Below are 18,047 nucleotides of genomic sequence, written 5' to 3'. Positions count from 1 at the left end.
ATCTAAAATCTAAAATCTAAAAAACTACCAAAATGAGTTCAGTTTCTATTAGTGATAATTCCTCAAAATTTTCTGGTAACAGTCGCTCATTACTCAAAAAAAGAACGCTGTTATTTCGCTATCTTGCAGAAATAAATTTAATTTTTGGTATCTGGTATTTGCAATGGCGCATCACCCATTCCATCAATTTTGATGCGTTGTGGATCTCTATTCCTTTGCTGATAGCAGAAATTTATAGCTATTTCGGCGGTGCGATGTTTGTGATTGGGTTATGGCGACCTTTAGTCCGACAAATTAAGTCTCTCGACCAAATGACCCCACCTTTACCAAGATCCGAATGGCCAACAGTAGATGTCTTTGTTACCTGCTACAACGAACCGCCGGAAATTGTAGAGGAAACTGCCAAAGCTGCTCTGAAAATGGATTATCCGCCAACAAAATTACGAGTTTATGTCCTGGATGATGGTAACTCGGCTGATATACGGGCTATGACAGAAAGATTGTGTATTGAGGATTTGCAGTCACCACAACTACAACAAGAAGCAAATCGGATTGATGCAGAACACTCTTATTTGTTGCAGCGTCTAAAGCAACTAGAAAATCTGACACCTAATACTCAAGCCGCAGAACAATGGTTGCAAACATCATCATCAGAACCCGTGGTTAATCAGTTGGCTACGGAATTTGTGCAAAGCCTGCGACAATTTATTCTTTGGTTATCTCCGAATCATCAAGGTATTAGTAATTCTCCTGGAGAGACGCTACGCGATCGCCTCACTACCGAACGGAAAGCCCTAGAGGAAACTATTCGTAAGAAAGAACTCGAACTTTTGGAACTCTCTCGGTTTCGGTATATCGCTCGTCCCAAGACACCTGGTGTAGCACATCATGCTAAAGCAGGCAACATCAATTACGCAATTTTTTCTGGACAAACGGCAGGAAATTTTATTGTTACTCTAGATGCCGACCACATTCCCAAGCAAAATTTTCTGAAGCGAGTTGTACCTTATTTCTATACATATAATCTTTCAACAGGAAGATACGACCAGAATCAAATTGCTTTTGTACAGACTCGCCAGGATTTTTACAATATTCCTCCAGGCGATCCTTTTGGACATCGATCAAATTTATTTTATGGGCCACTTCAACAAGGTAAAGATGGCATGAATGCTGCGTTCTATACAGGCACAAATGCGATATTGAGGCGTGAAGCACTAGTTAGTGTAGGACTGCAAAATTTTGCTGATGAATTTGCCAAAGATGAAAAACGTTTAGATGAATTTGATTTAGTTGGTGGGGTATCGAGTAATAGTATTACAGAAGATATGAATACAGCCATGCGTCTGCATAGTGCTGGCTGGAAATCTATTTATCACAATGAACTTTTGGCAGAAGGTTTAGCACCAGACGACCTGAGTTCTACTCTTAAGCAGCGACTACGCTGGGCACAAGGAACTATCCAAGTACTAGTTCGGGAAAATCCACTGACAAAATCAGGACTAACCTTTTGGCAAAGGTTGCAATATTTTAAGACGATGTATAGTTATTTCTCTGGTTTTGCAACTCTGGTGTTTATTTCTTGTCCAATTATCTATTTTTTTACGGACATTGTTCCAGTTAAAACCTACGGGTCTGACTTTGCGATACACTTTTTCCCCGCTTTTATTATCAACCGTCTCACGTTCTTAGCAGCTACCTGGGGCATTCCAGCTACAGAAATTTGGCGTTCTGAACAATATGCGATCGCTTTATTCCCCCTGCTAATCCAAGCTGTATGGAGTGTGTTCACAGGACAAAAACTCAATTTTCAAGTCACACCTAAGCAAAGGCAGTCTGGTATTTATCTCAGGCTGGTTTGGCCACAGTTAGTTATCTTTATCCTCACTATTCTGGGGATATTATGGAGTCTTTATCGTTTTGCAATTGGTTATCTAAATAATCCTTTGGTTCACTTACTCAATGGTGTGTGGGCTATCTATAACTTGTTACTTTTGTCGGCTATCATTCGCGCATCTGTTTGGCAACCTTCAAAAGAAACCTAAAAGGTAATACAGAGCAAAGTATTTTTTCGTTCTTTCTGTGTCCAATAATCACCAAGTAATTAAATACAGATAATTGTTCACAGATGCTTCATTTGATGAAATAAATACTGCATTTTTTAGCTCAACTGCTCATTTTCGATCAGAACTGTAACCGATGCGATCGCAATCAACATTTCATCATTTTTATCGTTGAGTTCAGGAATGGCCCGCCCTTGAACTATCATTCCCCCAGATTCTACGGTAAGAGTTTTCCGACCAAATGGTAGGACAGCTAGTACCTCTTCTTCTCTAACTTGTTCTGGATATGGCACTGCTACCTGAACTTCTATAATCATTTCATTGGGATGGCTTAAACCTGCAACTTCCCAAACACCAGGTAAAGCATTGTGAGCGATCGCATTCCGTACCGCCCTAGATGCTGCTACTGTAGGTTCTTGTCCATGCTGATCTATTCCCATCCCCATCTCAATAATCAACCGTTTACGCACCATTACTACCTCCGGTAAATTCTCCACCTTTCACCACCAAAGGCAGCTGTAGTGAGGACAAAAGGCTCAGTTGGAATACTGCATCTCTTCCTTACAAGACCCTTCACGCAGAGTCCTAGAATCCAAGCCAGATAATCCTGCCTCATGCCCCCTGCCTCCTTCAGACCAGACGTTGTAAGCGACTAAGACGCTCTGAGTAACTTTTCATCACCTGTATGGCAAACATAGGTGTTTCCTGAACGGCAAAGAGAAACCCTTCTTCATCAAGAAAACCTAGTTTAGTATCCACCTTGGCAATAGCTGTGTAATTTCTATTTTTTATTCCTACAAGTATTCCAGCACCAAAAACTTCGCCCTGCTCAATAGTTTCTACAACCTTGCCATTAACTACTATCTCTACCTCTCCTTCCAGAATGCCGTACATACTATCACCAGACTGTCCTTCTTCAAAGATGACTTCACCTGCTGAGAATGCTTCAGGATCGGGTTGTTTTTGAAAGATACTGACTGTTATTACAGGACTTAGCATTAGAGCGACCCCAAAATTTTTGGTTTTTAGACGAAATTTGTTGATAGCTTTAGACGAACCCAGAAAAGTATACTACTTTATGTTGATTAACTCTCAATCTCAGCAAAATTCCTGATTAGTCTCCTAATCGCCTAAAAACCTCTCCCTGGTTTTACTATGCAGGCAAAACCGTCCCTCTCTGAGTCGGAGCTACGGTGTACACACAAGTCTTCTAGAGTTGCGCCACAGGCTTTTGATTCCCCCAACCCCCCTTAAAAAGGCAGGCAAAAAGCTCTTAAAGTCCCCTAATTTATCGGGGGATTACAGTTCAAGTTTTGTAACTGTTCTGTGGTCATGTCTTTTATTTGCATAGTTTCTTTTAAGAATTTACTTTATTTACGTTTGGTAATTAACCAACCTAAAGCGATAAATACCACGGTAGCAATGATGCTTAAAGTTAACGATGCGTAAAGGGGATGTTTTTGTACTAACGGTAGATTAATTTTATCAATGTGTGTTGTGAATACGCCAGAGGCGATCGCACCACCGCCAAAGCCGATACCTAATATTTGGATTGTGTTTTCTAACGAGCGATCGCGCTCACTTTGTTCTGTTTCTATTATACCTCGGATAGTATCAACGAATTGTCCAAACAATTCTTGACCTGGAGTCAGATAGTTAATATCTGTTTGTATTTGTTCTTGCCATTTTTTACAGTCTTTATTAATAAAATTTTGCCAGGATTGGGGACTATTCCCGCTATCAATAGTTTGAATCTTCTCTAAACAAATTCTGTAATTAGTAATATTAGTAGTAATTGCTGTGTGGTGTGTTTGTAAATCTTGCAAGCATCTGGTGTAATCAAAGCTTTTTTTGGGGATTTCTCCCATTAAGCTTTTTAAGCCAGATAATTGTGTTTGATTTTCAGATATCAGGCTATTAAATTTTTGGATTTTATTTTCTAAATTACTATAACCAGATAATTGTGTTTGATTTCCAGATATCAGTCTGTTAAATTCTTGGATTTTATTTTCTAAATTACTATAAATTGTTCTCGCGTCTCGATAGCGTTGACGCGCTAGTTGATAAATGAAAAGGATTTTGTGGTAGCTACATAGTAAATTTAGCAACCAGTTATATGCTTCTCCTGCAAGTGTTGCTGTTGGAACTTGACTATTATTAATAACTATTAAAATATGGCATTGTTTGGCAGGATTATCTGGTTCATCTGGGTCAAGTGCTTGATATTCAAATAAAAGACTATCAAATAGTTCTCCTTGTTGTGTTCTTACAGGATTTAAATTTGTGCCAGCTACTAAGGCTATGGCTAATTTTTTAGCTAGTGTATCACAATCTTCAGTTGGGTCTACTTCTCCATAAATCCATAATGTTTGTCCTAAAGATGCTTGAATATTAGATGGTAGTAGGGAACTTGGTTTAAAATGTTGCAGTTGTGGTATGTCTATAGAAATGTTTGGTGATTCTGGAACCAAAGTTAAATCAACTGCGTAAGTATCGTTAAGCAAGAAAGGTTGAAGATTAGCATTAATTTTAAAGCCTTCTGTTGTGGGGAGACTACCCAAATCTAAATCTTGAGCATCAATTAATAGTTCTGGTATTCTTCCTATTTCCCGATTGGGGTCATATTTACCATTTTGATAACAAATTAACTTTGAGCGTAAATCTTTCAACCCAACAAAAGTTAGCGAACCTTCACCCACTTTCACCAGATTTTCCCACAAGAGATTAGCATCTGTCACAACTTCACCAGGAACTTGAGTTAGGGTGTGGCGGAGATGAAAAGCATAGAGGCTGAGGCTGAAATTCTTCACTATTTTTTGTCGGGTTTCGTGTTTTCAGATAAACGAGAGTTGGTTTTTATAGCATTCTCTATAAGTTCCTTTGATGATTGACTAGGTTGATTGGCTTGAGTTTGTGATTTAGTATTACCTATTCCTATGTTTACACCTCCATCAATAGGAGATGCAGTACTGAGTAATTTCAGATTTTGCTTGTAAACTTCTAGAACTTGATTACGGGATTCTGGTTGCAACCAATTTTCTAGGATTTCTACAATTTCCTCATTGTCTTCTGGTAACTGACCAGATAGTTGCTGCAATTCATTCCAGTCTTGAGTCGGAATCAAATTTGATTGAGAGTCAAGCACTTGAATAAAAGCTTCGATGCTATTTCTATAAATTGACATTTTCTAAACTCCTTTACCTATATTACAAAAAGCAGCCCAATAAAAAGGTGATTCAAACGGCTTGGTTAAGGCATTTTCATGACTAGCAATAAAGTATTCATTTAAATATATCTTACAACCCCAACTTAGTGAGGAGTTAATCAACCAATCTTGAAAGCCTTTGACTGTCGTATCCCTTAACCAACGTTGTGCTGTATTTAAAGCTAATACAATATTACTTTGCTGCTGTAGTTCTTCGTAAAATTTTATCATCAATAAAGCTGTAGCTGTAGCGCTGACAGTCCAAAAGCTACTGACTACATTGGTGCTACCAGCTAACAAAAATCCACTGGGTAAACCAATGTATTCATCACTCGTGCTTGTGAAGTCCGTTCAAACCAGTTTCGCAAGCAGAGAGAGTGACTAGGCGACAGTTTTCTAGTTTGAAGTGAGTAATGATATCTGCTAAAGTCAGGTTTCCATCAGCTAACTGTAAACCAGAATCTTGGGGAGAAGCAAAGTCAAAGTATCCATGACAGAAGAAAAAAGCACAGTTAGCTTTCAGCAATTTTTCATTTAGTGTGACATTGTGAATATTTTCATTAATGCCAAGCAGAATTGCTGACTTTTTAGCTTGGTCTTGCTTCAAAATATGAGCATCGGCAAACTGTTTCTTGATGGCTGCAACTGCTCCTAAATCTTTTTCGTAGCCTTGATATAAATCTTCTGTGGGGTTTTGGATGGCAAATAATGATTTAAAATCAGGACGTTGACGCAGTTGGACTTGTTGCAGAAGTTGACAACTGGGTGCATAGCCTACGCCGTTGGGGAATAAGTCAATTAGGTATGATTCCTTAACAGGTAAAGCATGGAGAGGAAACAGGTGTAAGTAGCGATGAGGAATAAGGATTAATCTTTTGCATTGTTCGGGTACTAGGTCTATAATTTGCTCAATATGCAAAATTTCTGCTAACTTTTTCAGGCGTTCTTCTAGCTGATTCTGCCATTGGATTTTATTTTCGTCTTCCAGGTTGTAGTAGTCGCCTAGATATTCATTTCTCCAATCGATTAAAGCATCTAAGTCTTGTTCATTAGAATGCCAAATGGCTGGCTTGTTATTGTCGCGGGTGATGATGAAAGCGCGAAAACAATCATCAAAAAGATACCATTCGATGATTGCAGTTTTGTTGTCTAAGAGGTTTTGAATTTCTCCAAAGTGGGTGCTGCTATTAACTAAAGGCAAATTTTCTGGACTTGTTAATGTTGCTTTAGTTAACAGTTCTACTAAAATGCGGGTTTTACTGCGTTCAATATATTCTATTGCCTCGGTGTCTCTGCCCATAGCTAGGCACACTTCCACTATACGTCTATAAAGCTGATTCCATTCTTCTGCTTGTTTACGCTTGGCTTCATCGCCAGAAACAATATCTCCGCGCAAAGCTTCGACTGTAGCAATGGTAGAGGCAAAGGTATTGTAAGCTAAGTCAAATTGTTTTGTATCTTGGTAGACAAGACCAAGATTGAATAAAGTTGTCGCATGATTTTGGGGAAAGGCGATGCGGCTGTATACTTCGAGTGCAGCAGAATAAGCAGTGATCGCCAATTCAATATTCTCGGCTTCTTCTCCTTTTATTCTGTCACGGTAAGCATTCCCCAGATTATTTTGCGTCATTGCCCATTTCTCAGGAAAGGCGCTGTGGGTATATACGGACAGTGCAGCAAAATAAGCAGCAATCGCCAAGTTGAGATTCTCGACCCGTTCTCCTAATATTCTGTCACCGTAAGCAAGCCCCAGATTATTTTGCGTCATTGCCCAATCTTGGGGAAAGGTGCTGCGGGTTAAGACTTCCAGTGCAACAGAATAAGCCGCAATAGCTTTTTCCAGATTCTCGGCCCGTTCTCCTAATATTCTGTAATGGTAAGCAAGCCCCAGATTATTTTGCGTCCTGGCCCAATTTTCAGGAAAGGTGCTGCGAGTGTATACTTTCAGTGTGTCAGTAAAAGCAGTTATTGCCAATTCCAGATTCTCGGCTCGCTCACCTAGTATTCTTTTACCGTAAGCAGTCGCCAGATTATTTTGCGTCATTGCCCAATCTTCAGGAAAGGCGCTGCGGGTTCTGACTTCTAGTGCAGCATAATAAGCCGCAATAGCTTTTTCCAGATTCTCGGCTCGTTCTCCTAATATTCTGACACTGTAAGCAGCCCCCAGATTATTTTGCGTCATTGACCAACCTTCAGGAAAGGCGTTGCGGGTTTTGACTTCTAGTACAGCATAATAAGCTGCAATAGCTTTTTCCAGATTCTCAGATCGTTCTCCTAATATTCTGTTACTGTAAGCAGCCCCTAGATTATTTTGCGTCGTTGCCCAATCAACAGGAAAATCACTGCGAGTATATACTTCGAGTGCGGCTCTAGAAGCAGCGATCGCCATTTCAATATTATCGGCTTGCTCTCCTTGTATTCTGTCACTCAAAGCAGCCGCCAGATTATTTTGTGTCATTGCCCATTCTTGCGGAAAGGCGCTGCGGGTATATACTTTGAGTGCGGCTCTAGAAGCAGCGATCGCCATTTCAATATTATTGGCTCGCTCTCCTTGTATTCTGTAAAAGTAAGCAGCCCCCAGATTATTTTGCAATATTGCCCATTGTTGAGGAAAGGCGCTGCGAGTGTAAACAGTTAGGGTAATTTCGTAGCCAGCGATCGCAATTTCTATGTTACTGGCCTTGCTACCCAAAGGAAAATCGCTAATCCGATTACTAAACGTAACAATCACCATAGCGATGTCTGCTGCTGCATCTGGTTCTGCTTCTGCTAGGGTATTTATTGCCCAAAGGCGCAATAATTCAGCAAAAATATCATTGAGTTTATCTGTATTTGCTTCCAGTAATGGGTAAATTACTTGAGCATCACCCTTGGTTTCTTCTGTTGCTTGCAACACATCAAGCAAAAAATTTAAATATTTTTCCTCTGTAGTAGACGATAATGAATCACCATACACCCCAAGCTGATGTCTTGCTATATTCATCAAACGATTAGCTTGATCTAACTCACCTTGCCGTATCAGTTTACTTGCCATCTGTAGCATTACCTGCACTAAATCTGCATCCACAAGGTTTTGATTAGCTGCTAAAACTTCTGGTTCTTCCCCGCTAGGGCAATCTAGCAGATTTTGAATTAGCTGATTATAAGCGTGTAAACGCTGTTCGTTCATGAGCAGGTGTGAGTTAGACGCATCTTGATGAAGCTTCAACAGTATTATCCTCAATTCCCGAAAAATTAGACACAAAGTTGACAGTCGCTACAATTTTCTGAATCGAGATTTTGTCATTTTTAATGTAATTGCGATAGCTACAAATGCAACTTGTATCCTCAAAGGATGTTTTAAAAGTCCTCTTGTTGGTAGTAAAAGGTTTTAGATCCCCCTAAATCCCCCTTAAAAAGAGGGACTTTAATTCCGGTTCCCCCCTTTTTAAGGGGGGTTAGGGGGGATCAACAAGTGCCTAAAATCACAGCTAACTACTTTTCAAACAACCTCTTAGGCGATCGCATTTGTTGATTTAGCGTTCGCATTTGCTGATTCGGCGTTCGCATTTGCTGATTCGGCGATCGCATTTGCTGATTCGGCGATCGCATTTGCTGATTCGGCGATCGCATTTGTTGATTCGGAGTTCGCATTTGTTGATTCGGAGTTCGCATTTGTTGATTTGGCGATTGCATTTGTTGATTTGGCGATCGCATTTGTTGATTTGGCGTTCGCATTTGTTGATTCGGAGTTCGCATTTGTTAATTTGGAGTTCGCATTTGTTGATTTAGCGATCGCATTTGTTGATATAGCGTTCGCATTTGCTGATTGCACTTATTCTCAAACAACAAATAGATATAAAAAATGAGTAAAAATACAGACAAACTCGTAATTATTTCATTAAAATTTCAACGAAATAAATCCACAAAACTACCCATCTCAGGCAAAAGGATACTCAACTATGTTGAAAAAGGAATTCTTAAAAAAAAGGATATCTCATGTCTTTAAGAACTCGTGGTTCTGCTGCTGTTGACAAAGCCCAACTTCGTCTCGCCTTGCTTAAATCCATTGATGAAAATCTGGATTTAGGACATGGATTAACCATTGAAGCCTACAACCACCTCGTTAATACTACCCGTGCGACATTAGAAGCTCATAATACGCTTGTATCCAATCTTGAAGAATCGCGTAAGACAGTAACCCAGATGGATAAAGCCCTCTCCGAAATGTCTGAACGAATGCTAAGTGGAGTTGCAACTATCTATGGCAGAAACAGTATAGAGTATTCCAAAGCTGGCGGCTCTAATGGAAAAAGAAATAAAAAATATAGTTCAAAAGTTGCTCCAGTTGTAGCGGTTCTTGCTACTCAACCGGCTCAAGCTGCAATTGCAAATGCGTCAACTAACGGTAACGGCACAACTCCTTTGCTGCAATAATCCGCTTGATTGCATAAATCTAGTGCTGTGTCAAGCTTAAAATTGTGCATTAAATGTAGGTTGGCTTTCGTTACATCAATCCAACCTACGTTTAATCCATCTGAATTTTAAAGTGGCGATGTCTACGCCTACGCTCTTGTGGAAAAGTCCTATCTTTATATTTGCAACTTTATTAACGAAAATTCAAGGTAGGGAGAGGTCTATCAAACTCGCGTTCAAAAAGCGAATTTTGGTTTTCCTGGCATCTCCTATAATTAATAAAACCTACACACCTAATTCTAGGCATGAGACTGTGACCGAACCAGGAAGTTACAAAGATACTGTAAACCTACCCAAGACTAGCTTTGATATGCGGGCAAACGCCATCAAGCGCGAGCCTGAAATCCAAAAATTTTGGGAAGAAAATAAAATTTACGATCGCCTTTTTGAAAATAACCCCGGCGAATTATTTATACTGCACGATGGGCCTCCCTACGCTAATGGCTCACTCCATATTGGTCATGCCTTAAATAAAATTCTCAAAGATATTATTAATCGCTACCAAATGTTACGAGGGCGTAAAGTTCGCTACGTTCCTGGTTGGGATTGTCACGGTTTGCCAATTGAGTTGAAAGTTTTGCAGAATATGAAGTCAGCAGAACGGCAAAATTTAACGCCTTTACAACTGCGGCAAAAAGCGAAAGAATTTGCTTTAGCTACGGTAGATAACCAGCGCCAAAATTTTAAACGCTACGGTATTTGGGGTGATTGGGACAACCCTTATCTAACTTTGAAGCCGGAATACGAGGCGGCTCAAATTGGCGTATTTGGTCAGATGTTCTTGAAAGGATACATCTATCGCGGTTTAAAGCCGGTTCACTGGAGTCCGAGTTCTAAAACCGCTTTGGCTGAAGCTGAGTTGGAATATCCTGAAGGTCACGTTTCCCGTAGTATCTATGCAGCTTTTGCAATCACAAGTTTGGCGGAAGCTGTAAAACCACTGTTGGCGGAATATCAGTCAGATTTGGGTGTGGCTGTTTGGACAACTACACCTTGGACAATTCCGGGGAATTTGGCGGTGGCGGTGAATGCAGATTTGAACTATGCAGTGGTGGAAGTTTCCCAGTCAGAGGCGCAGAGTAATTTTAAATACCTCATTGTTGCTGCTGATTTAGTCGAACGTTTATCTTCAACCTTGGGAGTTGAGTTAACTGTAAAAGCCACGTTCAAGGGAAATGATTTAGAACATACTACTTACCGTCATCCTTTATTTGACCGTGAAAGTCCGATTGTTGTCGGCGGTGATTACATCACAACTGAATCGGGTACTGGATTGGTACATACTGCACCCGGTCATGGTCAAGAAGATTACATCGTTGGTCAGCGCTACGGTTTACCCATCCTGGCACCAGTAGATGACAATGGCAATTTTACCGAAGAAGCGGGAGAATTTGCGGGGTTAAATGTGCTGGGTGATGGAAATCAGGCGGTGATTGATGCACTGGCTGCGGCTGGTTCTTTGCTGAAAGAAGAAGCATATCCCCACAAATATCCTTATGATTGGCGGACGAAGAAGCCAACGATTTTCCGTGCTACTGAACAATGGTTTGCTTCGGTAGAAGGATTTAGAGAAGAAGCACTAAAAGCGATCGCCACGGTAAAATGGATTCCAGCCCAAGGTGAAAATCGCATCACGCCAATGGTGGCGGAACGTTCCGATTGGTGTATCTCTCGTCAACGTGCTTGGGGTGTACCCATTCCCGTTTTCTACGATGAAGCCACCGGAGAAGTACTGCTGAATGAGGAAATTATCAACCACGCTCAAGCAATTATCGCTGAAAAGGGTTCTGATGCTTGGTGGGAATTATCCGTTGAGGAATTATTACCAGAATCCTATCGTAATAATGGTAAGTCTTACCGCAGAGGTACAGACACAATGGATGTATGGTTTGATTCTGGCTCATCTTGGGCAGCTGTCGTCCAACAGCGTCCAGAGTTACGCTACCCTGCTGATATATATTTGGAAGGTTCCGACCAGCATCGCGGTTGGTTCCAGTCAAGCTTGCTGACCAGTGTAGCGGTAAATGACATTGCACCTTACAAAACTGTGCTAACTCACGGCTTTGCTTTAGACGAACAAGGCCGGAAGATGAGCAAATCAGAAGGAAATGTGGTTGACCCAAATACAATCATTGAAGGTGGGAAAAATCAAAAAGTAGAACCGGCTTACGGTGCAGATGTCTTGCGATTGTGGGTATCATCGGTTGACTACTCCGGCGATGTCCGAATTGGCAAAAACATCATCAAGCAGATGAATGATGTCAGAGGCAAAATTCGCAATACAGCGCGGTTTTTGCTGGGTAGCTTGGATGATTTTGACCCAGAAAAAGATACAGTTCCCTTTGAGGAATTGCCAGAACTTGACCGTTATATGCTGCACCGCATCACCGAGGTATTTGAGGAAGTAACCGAAGCCTTTGATAGTTTCCAGTTCTTCCGCTTTTTCCAAACAGTACAGAATTTCTGCGTAGTCGATTTATCCAACTTTTATTTGGATGTTGCCAAAGATAGGCTGTACATCAGTGCAAAGGATGCTTTCCGCCGTCGCAGTTGTCAAACGGTGCTGAAAATAGCTTTAGATAATTTAGCACGAGCGATCGCACCAGTACTATCCCACACCGCCGAAGATATCTGGCAATATCTCCCCTACAAAACACCTTACAAATCGGTATTTGAGTCCGGTTGGGTGCAGGTTGAGGAAAAATGGCGTAATCCAGATTTAGCGGAATTTTGGGAAACGCTACGACAACTCCGCACCGATGTTAATAAGGTGTTGGAACAAGCCAGGATAGAAAAACTCATTGGTTCTTCCCTGGAAGCCAAAGCTTTGATTCATATCCCTCACAAACAATTAGGCGATGCTATCAAAGCCTTTAACCCTGTGAAGGGTAACGGGATTGACGAACTGCGGTATTTATTGCTGACTTCCCAGGTGGAATTATTAGATTCTGCTGAAGGGTTGCAAGGATTAAAATATACAGCGCAGACGGAAGACTGGGGAATTGCTGTAGTGAACGCAGAGGGGCAAAAGTGCGATCGCTGTTGGAACTACTCCACCCATGTGGGAGAATCAGCAGAACATCCGTTAATTTGCGAACGATGTGTTGCAGCCTTAGCCGGAGAGTTCTAGTAAATATACCTGAGTTCAACGAACCTCTCTCTACCTTGAAATAAAGTTCAAGCCTTTCCCTCTCCAACTCGGAGAGGGAAAATTTTGTGTACTAAACCAGAGAGAGGTCTTTTCTTTTAGGTAATTATATAGACACTATCTCATCCGTATAATTCACGCTAAATCAGGTTGTAGTCACCGCCTGAAAAAGATATTTTACGTAATACACATTATAGCTATTTTGTAAAGTAAGTAATTTCTAAGGGTAATATACTTGTAAGCAAAAACTCAGGTGTTTTTACTGAAGCCTGCTAAGTACTTTCACCATATCCTTTTCATGTATAGAGCCGAATTACAGTATTGTGAAGAAAACATAAAGGTATGGATTAATACGTAAATTTTCGATTAAAACATCCATTAACTTAATCAAAATTCAAGAGATACAAAGATATGTCAAGTAAAGTTGCTAAAGAGTTGGCAGATTTTTTGCTGCAAATAGAACAGCGATCGCAATTTCATGCAGGCTATCCGTATAATTTAAGTTGTGATTACAGTGCGATCGGCAAATTTTTCAATCATCTGCTAAATAATGCTGGAGACCCATATATTGAGCCAGATTTTGGTCTCCATTCCCGTAAGTTTGAGCAAGAAGTATTAGCTTTTTTTGCTCACCTCTATAAAATTCCAGAAAATCAGTTTTGGGGTTATGTTACAGCTGGTGGAACTGAAGGTAATTTATATGGAATTTTCTTAGCAAGAGAAATCTACCCTAATGGGATTCTTTACTCATCACAAGACTCTCATTACTCAATTCCCAAAGCCGCGAAATTATTCCGCATTCAACATAATGTTGTGAATTCGCAAATTAATGGAGAAATGAATTATGACCATTTTGAACAACTACTTAGCGAAAATCGTCGTTATCCAGCCATCATAAATTTAAATATTGGCACTACTGTCAAAGGTGCAATTGATAACTTAGACAAAGTTCTAGAAATTTTAGAGCGCAATCAGATTAAAGATTACTACATTCATTGTGATGCTGCACTTTCAGGGTTAATATTACCGTTTCTAGATGGCGCTCCGCAAGTGAATTTTCAAAAACCCATAGATAGTGTAGCTATTTCTGCTAAATTCATTGGTTCTCCCTTACCTTGTGGTGTAGTTTTAACTAAGAAAAAATGGGTAGAAAAAGTTGAAACAGAAATTGAATATATTGGTTCAAAAGATACAACTATTCTGGGATCTAGAAATGGTCATACTCCCCTAATTCTCTGGTATGCAGTACAAACAAGAGGTTATGATGGATTAGCTAAAGAGGCTAAGACCTGTATTCATAATGCTCAATATCTTTTCCAACAACTTCAAATCAGAGAATATCCATGTATGTTAAATAGCTTTTCCAACACAGTAGTTTTTCAAAAACCTTCTCAAAGGTTAATTAAAAAATGGCAATTAGCAGTCTTTGAAAACTCGGCACACATGATAATAATGCAAAACATTGGTCGCCAGAAAATCGATATTTTTATTAATGAACTATTGTTAGAAGAAGGGTTAGTTAATAACGCAGAAGATTTCCAGTTACAGCCAGTACTACAACACTAATGTAGATCCTCAAGTATAATTGCTTTCTCAATTTTACAAGGTGTTTCTCCAAACAGAATTCGATACCAAACAACTTATCTCTTTAAAAAGTTTTTGTAACACAAGTTAGCCGCCAGTAGCATTTCTACTTCTGCACTTTCCATAGGTGGTAAGAAAAAATACCCTTGTCCGTAATCACATTGTAACGCCTTCAATTGTGCTAATTGTTCTACAGTTTCTATGCCTTCTGCTGTAACAGACATATTGAGATTATGAGCTAATGTCACAATCGCTCTGACAATTTCTAAATTTTCTCCTCGACTACCTATATTAGTGACGAAAGAGCGGTCAATCTTCAAGGTTTTGATAGGTAGGCGGTGTAGATAACTCAATGATGAATAACCAGTTCCAAAATCATCCATGTGCATCTCGACATTTAGCTCTGTTAACTGAGAAAGCACGGTGGTAGCTAATTCAAAATTATCCATCAACAGGGTTTCAGTAATCTCTAACTTCAAGGTGCATGGCTCTAGTCCAGTTTCCTGCAAAATATGTTTAACTTGTTTAAACACATCGGGTTGCGTGATTTGTTTCCCAGAAAAATTGACGCTAATTGTCAGAGGTAGCGAGCTAGGAAATTGTTGATGCCATCTGTGCATTTGCTGACAGGCTTCAGAAAGCACCCATTGCCCAATACTAACAATCATTCCAGTTTCCTCAGCTAGAGGAATAAAATCTTGAGGGGAAATAAGACCTCGTTCTGGATGATACCAACGTATCAGGGCCTCAAATCCAATAATTTTGCCAGTTATAAGTGAAATAATTGGCTGGTAATCAAGGCGAAATTCTTCTTGTTTGAGCAGTGCATTTCGCAGAGCAGTTTCTAACTCTAATAGCAAAGATGCACCCTCGTACATCTTTTGGTCAAAGACCTCATAGCGTGCTTTACCAAGTGATTTGGCACGGTACATTGCAACATCGGCATCGCGGAGAATATGCGCTGATTGTTCATAATCTGGCTTACTTAAAGCGATGCCAATACTAGCATTAGTAAATACCAGATGCTCATTTAATTGAAATGGCAAAGCTAGCACCTTTTTAATTCGCTCGGCTACCTGTATGGCGATGCTAATATCCTCAATGTCCTCAATTAAGATGGTGAACTCGTCTCCACCAAAACGAGCAACTATGTCTCCGCCTCGCAAAACTGACTTTAACCGATGGGAAATTGCAATCAAAAGTTGATTTCCTAGTAGATGTCCCAGGCTGTCGTTAACAACTTTAAAGCGGTCTAGGTCTAAGAAGAGTACGGCAAATAAATAATTATTGTGCTGTTTGGTACGTTCTATTGCCTGCTGCACTCGCTCCATAAATAATCGTTGATTAGGTAATCCAGTTAGCCCGTCATGAAGACTATTGTGAAGTAATTGCTCTTGTGCTTGTTGACGCTTGATAATGTCTTGTTCTAGTTGTTGATTTACTCTGATAAGTTCAACAGTACGTTCTAGAACCAGTTGTTCAAGTTGATAACGATATTGGATTAATTCTTCCTCTACTAACTTCCGCTTAGTGATGTCACGGATAATAACAACATACTCCCGTAGCTGAGAATTAAATGGCTGTGAAATAGTTGATTCAACAATTCTTAGACCTTGATTTATTTTTAAAGTTTGCTCAGTTCTGATAGACCATTGCTTTGGTTTGCCGTGATAACATACCAAGAGTTGATTCAAGTTTTGCCCAAGCAACTCTTGAGAGTGTGTTTGAAATAATTCTTCAGCCGCAGCATTAGTCTGACAAATTTTACCGTTTTCATCTAAGACTAAAACAGTATCTGGAACGGTATCGAGAGTAGTGATAAATAGACTTTTTGCTTGTTTGCGTGCTTCATCAATAGCAACGATTTGTGGTAGAGTTGTCCAGCAAGCGATCGCTACTCCAATCAAAGAAAGCGTTACTAACAGAATAGCTAGTAAAGAATTTTGAGGATTATCAGAAACTTTACCTAATAAATCGCGGATAACCCAACTGCTTGTAGCAGTAATACAAATTAATGATACTAGGACAATCACCTGTAGTATCAGAAAGTCTGAATTGTTTGTGCTAGACCGAGTATAGTAACGCTGTGTCCACCATTCCAACTCTAATGGCGCAAATCTTAAGCGACGTAGCCCAACATCTCCAATCATCAAAACAATGGGTAATAATAATCCCACTGAAAAATCTCTCCAATTCCAAGCTAAACCTCCGACTATTAGAACTACCGCTTCTAAACAGAAAAAACCAAGTGACCACCAAGGCCATAACACCTGGGGTTTTCCTCGACACAGCCATAATCCCAGATGTAATCCCATAATGGACATTAAATAACAGGTGCCTGCTACTGTGACAAGTTGAGATACATTTCCCAAATTTAGACACAGCAAACTGATTAGAAAAGTCAGGAAGATAGCAGGTCCAAGAACACCTTGACGGGAAACTAATGCAAATATGGGAGAAATCTGTCTGTCCAGAGCAAGTTGGTATAATATCCGAGGAGAATTGGAAACTGCTGTAGCAGAACTTAGAAGGCAAGATACAGTAATTAAAAGTGTTGCTAGAAAAGAGGCAGATTCACCCCAAAAAGGCTTAGAAGCCGCTACCAGATTTAAGAACGCATCGTCACCTATTGTAGGATTTTGACCCGAACACATTAATACCCAAGAACCACCTAAAAAGACTGGAGGAATTAGCCAAGCAGCTACGGTTAAGAAGCTTAAAGTTTTATATGGATGATGGCTATCAGCTACAAAAGAAGAAGTGGTTTCACAAGCATAAATTGAATAGCTAGCCAGAAAAAACCACTTAGCCCATTCTTCAAAGCTCAGACTATGTGTGCTAGTTGGGATAAATTTAAAACTAGCATTTGAGAAGATTAACCATAAAACGCCTTCAATAGAAAACAAAAGCAGTAATAAAATTGCTGGGAATACAAAAAATAAATGCAAGAGCGCTAAAGCACGAGTGCCACTGAACGCTAAAATAAAAGGAATAGCTGTAAATAAAACTTTTAATAAAGTTTCTGGACAAGAAATACCTAATGTTCCAAAATTGACTTTAATTAAGTCTGTGAGAATAATCGCATACAGTGCCGGTGCTGCTGCCCAGCTAAAAAAGTATCCTAATGCTACGTAACGACCTAAGCCAGGAAAATTTTTTAATAGCCTTGTGGTATAATTCGGTGTTCCTCCAGCGACATCTGGCCAACGTCTACCTAGACTTTGCACCTGCAAGTTCAGTAAAAAGGAAATAATCGTGCCAACAAACCAAACTAAAATCGCTTTAGGCCCTAACGCCGCATGAATAATAGGGGCAGTACCAATCCATCCCACATGACCCGTTAAGCCAAAGCCCCAGGTTTCGAGATAACTCAGAGTCCGTGGTAAACGTATTACCAAGTTCTGATTTTTCTCTGTCGGTATAGAATTTTGAGTAAGCATTGTTTCTTAGTAAGATTTACTGACCTTCTCACTCAATAGCCGAATCTCGCTGCATATAGCTTCCGTATAAGTGCTGAACTTATATAAAAGATAACTTACTTATAGCAATACTATCTAATTTATGAAAATTCGTGCTGTCCAGATCCCCGGCAACT

At 40.0% G+C, this 18,047-nt stretch carries 12 protein-coding genes; 4 read left to right on the top strand and 8 right to left on the bottom strand.

All coding sequences use genetic code 11. The annotated features are described in order from the left end of the window. Nucleotides 1-32: 32 nt before the first annotated feature. The gene (locus tag ACFFRD_RS17340; protein ID WP_392482492.1) at nucleotides 33-2,042 is read left to right on the top strand and encodes a glycosyltransferase; all 2,010 of its coding nucleotides are present in this window, start codon (nucleotides 33-35) and stop codon (nucleotides 2,040-2,042) included. Nucleotides 2,043-2,158: 116 nt separating this feature from the next. On the opposite strand, the gene ACFFRD_RS17335 is transcribed toward ACFFRD_RS17340, so the two are convergent. From ACFFRD_RS17335 to ACFFRD_RS17305, 7 genes are all read right to left on the bottom strand, one after another. Next, on the bottom strand, nucleotides 2,159-2,533 hold the full coding sequence (locus tag ACFFRD_RS17335; protein WP_392482491.1) for a Lin0512 family protein: 375 nt from the start codon (nucleotides 2,531-2,533) through the stop codon (nucleotides 2,159-2,161). Between the two features lie 157 nt (nucleotides 2,534-2,690). Continuing rightward, nucleotides 2,691-3,059 (bottom strand): cyclic nucleotide-binding domain-containing protein, encoded by a 369-nt coding sequence (locus ACFFRD_RS17330; protein ID WP_185582131.1) that lies wholly within the window; start codon nucleotides 3,057-3,059, stop codon nucleotides 2,691-2,693. Between the two features lie 371 nt (nucleotides 3,060-3,430). Then, nucleotides 3,431-4,870, bottom strand: coding sequence for a hypothetical protein (locus ACFFRD_RS17325; RefSeq protein WP_392482490.1), 1,440 nt, complete (start codon nucleotides 4,868-4,870; stop codon nucleotides 3,431-3,433). After that, nucleotides 4,870-5,244 (bottom strand): hypothetical protein, encoded by a 375-nt coding sequence (locus tag ACFFRD_RS17320; RefSeq protein ID WP_334806081.1) that lies wholly within the window; start codon nucleotides 5,242-5,244, stop codon nucleotides 4,870-4,872. The genes ACFFRD_RS17325 and ACFFRD_RS17320 overlap by 1 nt, the downstream gene beginning before the upstream one ends. A gap of 3 nt (nucleotides 5,245-5,247) precedes the next feature. Continuing rightward, nucleotides 5,248-5,565: a CHAT domain-containing protein gene (locus ACFFRD_RS17315; protein ID WP_392482488.1), complete on the bottom strand. Its 318-nt coding sequence runs from the start codon at nucleotides 5,563-5,565 to the stop codon at nucleotides 5,248-5,250. A gap of 28 nt (nucleotides 5,566-5,593) precedes the next feature. Beyond that, nucleotides 5,594-8,434, bottom strand: coding sequence for a CHAT domain-containing protein (locus ACFFRD_RS17310; protein ID WP_392482487.1), 2,841 nt, complete (start codon nucleotides 8,432-8,434; stop codon nucleotides 5,594-5,596). Between the two features lie 305 nt (nucleotides 8,435-8,739). Further along, on the bottom strand, nucleotides 8,740-9,003 hold the full coding sequence (locus ACFFRD_RS17305; protein WP_392482486.1) for a hypothetical protein: 264 nt from the start codon (nucleotides 9,001-9,003) through the stop codon (nucleotides 8,740-8,742). A gap of 240 nt (nucleotides 9,004-9,243) precedes the next feature. Here ACFFRD_RS17305 and ACFFRD_RS17300 point away from each other — a divergent pair, with 240 nt between their 5' ends. The 3 genes from ACFFRD_RS17300 (at nucleotide 9,244) to ACFFRD_RS17290 (ending at nucleotide 14,434) form a co-directional block, all read left to right on the top strand. After that, nucleotides 9,244-9,681 carry a hypothetical protein gene (locus ACFFRD_RS17300; RefSeq protein WP_392482485.1) on the top strand — a complete coding sequence of 146 codons (438 nt, stop codon included), beginning with the start codon at nucleotides 9,244-9,246 and terminating at the stop codon, nucleotides 9,679-9,681. A 292-nt stretch (nucleotides 9,682-9,973) separates the two neighbouring features. After that, nucleotides 9,974-12,850, top strand: a complete 2,877-nt coding sequence (ileS, locus tag ACFFRD_RS17295; protein WP_392482484.1) for an isoleucine--tRNA ligase — start codon at nucleotides 9,974-9,976, stop codon at nucleotides 12,848-12,850. A 429-nt stretch (nucleotides 12,851-13,279) separates the two neighbouring features. Next, entirely contained in the window at nucleotides 13,280-14,434 is a 1,155-nt protein-coding gene (locus ACFFRD_RS17290) for a histidine decarboxylase (protein ID WP_392482483.1), read from the top strand. A gap of 74 nt (nucleotides 14,435-14,508) precedes the next feature. Here ACFFRD_RS17290 and ACFFRD_RS17285 read toward each other — a convergent pair whose 3' ends face one another. After that, nucleotides 14,509-17,892, bottom strand: coding sequence for an EAL domain-containing protein (locus ACFFRD_RS17285; RefSeq protein ID WP_392482482.1), 3,384 nt, complete (start codon nucleotides 17,890-17,892; stop codon nucleotides 14,509-14,511). Nucleotides 17,893-18,047 lie beyond the last annotated feature (155 nt).

The organism is Nostoc sp. C110, from assembly GCF_043099725.1.
Lineage (GTDB): Bacteria > Cyanobacteriota > Cyanobacteriia > Cyanobacteriales > Nostocaceae > Nostoc > Nostoc muscorum_A.
Note: the sequence above shows the minus strand (reverse complement) of the source record. Positions and strands in the feature narration are given on the sequence as shown.

Coding starts and splice junctions, on each gene's coding strand:
- ACFFRD_RS17340 (WP_392482492.1), top strand. CDS start 33: ATGAGTTCAGTTTCTATTAGTGATAATTCCTCAAAATTTTCTGGTAAC.
- ACFFRD_RS17335 (WP_392482491.1), bottom strand. CDS start 2,533: ATGGTGCGTAAACGGTTGATTATTGAGATGGGGATGGGAATAGATCAG.
- ACFFRD_RS17330 (WP_185582131.1), bottom strand. CDS start 3,059: ATGCTAAGTCCTGTAATAACAGTCAGTATCTTTCAAAAACAACCCGAT.
- ACFFRD_RS17320 (WP_334806081.1), bottom strand. CDS start 5,244: ATGTCAATTTATAGAAATAGCATCGAAGCTTTTATTCAAGTGCTTGAC.
- ACFFRD_RS17310 (WP_392482487.1), bottom strand. CDS start 8,434: ATGAACGAACAGCGTTTACACGCTTATAATCAGCTAATTCAAAATCTG.
- ACFFRD_RS17305 (WP_392482486.1), bottom strand. CDS start 9,003: ATGCGAACTCCGAATCAACAAATGCGAACGCCAAATCAACAAATGCGA.
- ACFFRD_RS17300 (WP_392482485.1), top strand. CDS start 9,244: ATGTCTTTAAGAACTCGTGGTTCTGCTGCTGTTGACAAAGCCCAACTT.
- ACFFRD_RS17290 (WP_392482483.1), top strand. CDS start 13,280: ATGTCAAGTAAAGTTGCTAAAGAGTTGGCAGATTTTTTGCTGCAAATA.
- ACFFRD_RS17285 (WP_392482482.1), bottom strand. CDS start 17,892: ATGCTTACTCAAAATTCTATACCGACAGAGAAAAATCAGAACTTGGTA.